This window comes from Streptomyces sp. MnatMP-M17 (assembly GCF_900091995.1).
GTDB lineage: Bacteria > Actinomycetota > Actinomycetes > Streptomycetales > Streptomycetaceae > Streptomyces.
The window spans coordinates 1-4,122 of the sequence record NZ_FMDK01000523.1; the positions used below are offsets into that span (position 1 = coordinate 1).

Sequence of the window (4,122 nt, forward strand, 5' to 3'; positions counted from 1 at the left end):
CCGGGAGTATCCGTGCCGCAGGGCGGGCGGCGGCGGCTCGGCGAGCATCGCGGAGGCCGGTACGAGCCGCGGTCCGCCGTCAGCGGGCGGTTGCGAGGCGGCTGTGGACACGTCCGTAGAAGGCGTAGACGACACAGCCGACGACCATCCAGACGCCGAAGCGCAGCCAGGTCTCGGCGGGCAGATTGAGCATCAGCCACAGGGAGGCCAGCACGGAGGCGATCGGCAGATACGGCACCAGCGGAGTGCGGAAGGCGCGCGGCAGGTCGGGACGCCGCCGGCGCAGGAGGACGACGCCCAGCGCGACCACGACAAAGGCGAAGAGCGTACCGATGTTGACCAGTTCGGCGAGCTCCTCGATGGAGGTGCAGCCCGCGACGACCGCCACGATCACACCGAGGAGGACGGTCGAGCGGTAGGGCGTGCCGAACCGTGGCTGTACGCGGGAGAAGGTCCTGGGAAGCAGTCCGTCGCGGCTCATCGCGAAGAACACCCGGGTCTGGCCGAGCAGCAGGATCATACAGACGGAGGTGAGCCCGACGGCCGCGCCGAAGCTGATGAGCCCGGCCCAGAAGGGATGGCCGACGGATTTGAAGGCGTCGGCGAGCGGAGCGTCCACGGAGAGCTGTGAGTAGTGCTGCATCCCGGTGACGACGAGGGAGACCGCGACATACAGCACCGTGCAGAGGAACAGCGAGCCGAGGATGCCGCGCGGGACGTCGCGCTGCGGGTCGACGGTCTCCTCGGCGGCGGTGGCGACGATGTCGAAGCCGATGAAGGCGAAGAAGACGACGGCAGCGGCGGTGAAGATGCCCATGACACCGAAGTTGGTGGGCATATAGCCGGACATGAGCTGGATGAGCGGCGCCTTCAGTCCGCCGCCGCCCGGACTGGGTTCGGCGGGCGGGATGAACGGCCGGTAGTTGGAGCCGGTGATGAAGAACGCGCCGACGACGATCACGAGCAGCACGACGGTGACCTTCACCGCGACGACGGCGGCGGTGACCCGTGAGGAGAGCTTCACCCCGAGGACGAGGATGCCGGACAGGACGAGCACGAGGAGGAACGCGAGCAGATCGAAGCCGAACGTTCCGCCATGGGTGCCGGACAGGAAGTCCGGCAGACTCACGCCTCCGTTGCCCATCAGCGAGCGTACATAGCCGGACCAGCCGACGGCCACGACCGCGCAGCCCAGCGCCAGTTCCAGGACGAGGTCCCAGCCGATGATCCAGGCGGGCAGCTCGCCGAGCGAGGCGTAGGCGAAGGTGTACGCGGATCCGGCCACCGGTACGGTCGAGGCGAACTCGGCGTAGCAGAGGGCGGCCAGCGCGCAGACGATGCCCGAGACGACGAACGCGAGCGCGGTGGCGGGTCCGGCGTTCTGCCGGGCCACCACTCCGGTCAGTACGAAGATTCCCGTACCGATGATCACACCGACACCGAAGACGGTGAGATCGAGCGCGGAGAGCGATTTCCTGAGCGCGAACTCGGGAGCCTCGGTGTCACGGATGGACTGCTCGACGCCTTTGGTGCGGAACATCCCGTTTCCGGCTGGTCCCGGGGCGTGCTGTGTACTCACCGGCATACCTCCGTGTGCGCGTCGTTCCGGCAATGGCCGAGAGGCCGTGCAGCCCTGGCACCCGCAATGTCTTATTTCACACGGATGGGCCGGTCGGACCACCCCGTACAGGGCGGACCGACCGGCCCATCAGCCGTTCGGGGGAACAGGTGCTCAGTCGCGGGCGGCCTCGGTGGGCGAGTCCTCCAGCCGGCCGTCCAGCTTCGCGACCAGGCCGGTGACCTGGCGTGCGATGTCCGGCGCGGTCAGCCCGATCTCGGCCATGACCTCCTTGCGGGAGGCGTGGTCGAGGAAGCGCGGCGGGATGCCGAAGTCCCGCAGCGGTACGTCGACGCCGACGTCGCGCAGCGTCTGGGCGATCGTGGAACCGACTCCGCCGACACGGCTGTTGTCCTCGACGGTGACGACGACACGGTGCTGCTCGGCGAGCGGCGCGAGGGCCTCGTCCACCGGCTTGACCCAGCGCGGATCCACGACGGTGGCGGTGATGCCCTGCTTGTCGAGCAGCCCGGCGATCTCCAGACACATCGGCGCGAGCGCGCCGACGGAGACCAGCAGGACATCGGCAGGGCCCTCGGCGGGCCTGCGCAGCACGTCCATACCGCCGATCCGGCCGACGGCGGGAACGGCCGGACCCACCGCGCCCTTGGAGAAGCGCACCACGGTCGGCGCGTCGTCGATGGCCACCGCCTCGCGGAGCTGGGCGCGCACCTGGTCGGCGTCGCGCGGCGCGGCGATCCGCAGACCGGGCACGACCTGGAGGATCGACATGTCCCACATGCCGTTGTGCGAGGCGCCGTCGGTGCCGGTGATCCCGGCGCGGTCCAGGACGAAGGTCACACCGCAGCGGTGCAGGGCGACATCCATCAGGACCTGGTCGAAGGCCCGGTTGAGGAAGGTCGCGTAGACGGCGAAGACCGGGTGGACACCGCCGGTGGCCAGGCCCGCCGCGGAGACGGCGCCGTGCTGTTCCGCGATGCCCACGTCGTACACCCGGTCCGGGAAGAGCTTGGCGAACTTGTCGAGACCGACCGGCTGGAGCATGGCGGCCGTGATCGCGACGATGTCCTCGCGCTCCCTGCCGAGCTTGACCATCTCCTCGCCGAACACGGCGGTCCAGTCGACGCCCGAGGAGGCGATCGGCAGACCGGTGTCGGGATGGATCTTGCCGACGGCGTGGAAACGATCCGCCTCGTCCGCGAGCGCGGGCTGATAGCCCCGGCCCTTCTCGGTGAGACAGTGCACGATGACCGGGCCGCCGAAGCGCTTGGCCCGCAGCAGCGCGGACTCCAGGGCCTCGATGTCGTGGCCGTCGATGGGACCGACGTACTTCAGTCCGAGGTCCTCGAACATGCCCTGCGGCGCGATGAAGTCCTTGAGGCCCTTCTTGGCGCCGTGCAGGGTGTCGTAGAGAGGCCTGCCGACGACCGGAGTGCGCTCCAGGAGGTCCTTGCCGCGGGCCAGGAAGCGTTCGTAGCCGTCGGTGGTGCGCAGGGTGGCGAGATGGTTGGCGAGGCCGCCGATGGTCGGCGCGTACGAGCGCTCGTTGTCGTTGACGACGATGACGAGCGGGCGATCCTTGGCGTCGGCGATGTTGTTCAGCGCCTCCCAGGCCATACCGCCGGTCAGCGCGCCGTCACCGATCACCGCGACCACACGGTCGTCCTTGTCCAGGACCTGGTTGGCCTTGGCGAGACCGTCGGCCCAGCCGAGCACGGTGGAGGCGTGCGAGTTCTCGATGATGTCGTGCTCGGACTCGGCGCGGGAGGGATAGCCCGACAGACCGCCCTTGCTCTTCAGCCGCGAGAAGTCCTGACGGCCGGTGAGCAGCTTGTGGACATAGGACTGATGGCCCGTGTCGAAGAGGATCTTGTCCTTCGGCGAGTGGAAGACACGGTGCAGGGCGATGGTCAGCTCGACGACACCGAGGTTCGGGCCGAGGTGGCCGCCGGTCTTGGAGACCGCGTCCACGAGGAACGAACGGATCTCCGCGGCCAGCTCCTCAAGCTGCTCCGGGCCGAGCCGGTCCAGATCGCGAGGTCCTCGGATGCGGGTCATCAGCTCCCATCCGCCCACCCCCGATCCTGCTCGGCGCGCTTCGCGCGGCACCTGCTTCACTGTGCCTCCTTGCGTTTTGGGCTGGTCCAGCTCTGCCGATCTGGCGAGTCTAATGTTCCGCTCGCGCGTGTCATCAGCGGGCGGTGCGTTGCACATCACTCGATCGGATGTATGTACGTCATATCGCCGGCGCCCGGAACACGGCTGTGCCCGGCACCCGAGGTCGGATGCCGGGCACGGGCCCGCGAATCGTACGGCGTCTCGTACGGCGTCCGCTCAGGCGCGGCCCGCCGCCTTCTGGGTCTTGCGGGTCACCGCGTCGATGACGACGGTCGCGAGGAGCACCGCGCCGGTGATCATGTTCTGGATCGGCGAGGCGATGCCCTGGAGGGCGAGACCGTACTGGATCGAGACGATGACCAGCACACCGAGCAGCGCGTTCCAGGTGCGGCCACGGCCGCCGAAGAGGCTGGGGCCGCCGATGA

General features: G+C 68.9%; 2 protein-coding genes and 1 pseudogene. All 3 read right to left on the reverse strand.

Going from position 1 to position 4,122, the window contains the following annotated elements; genetic code table 11:
- Positions 1 to 79: 79 nt before the first annotated feature.
- The gene (locus GA0115259_RS22845) at positions 80 to 1,540 is read right to left on the reverse strand and encodes an amino acid permease (protein ID WP_093600354.1); all 1,461 of its coding nucleotides are present in this window, start codon (positions 1,538 to 1,540) and stop codon (positions 80 to 82) included.
- 192 nt (positions 1,541 to 1,732) lie between these two features.
- A complete protein-coding gene (gene dxs, locus GA0115259_RS22850) occupies positions 1,733 to 3,637 on the reverse strand; it encodes a 1-deoxy-D-xylulose-5-phosphate synthase (protein ID WP_093600357.1) in 1,905 nt (634 codons plus the stop codon).
- A 276-nt stretch (positions 3,638 to 3,913) separates the two neighbouring features.
- A pseudogene (locus GA0115259_RS22855) lies at positions 3,914 to 4,122 on the reverse strand (sugar ABC transporter permease); the annotation flags it as partial.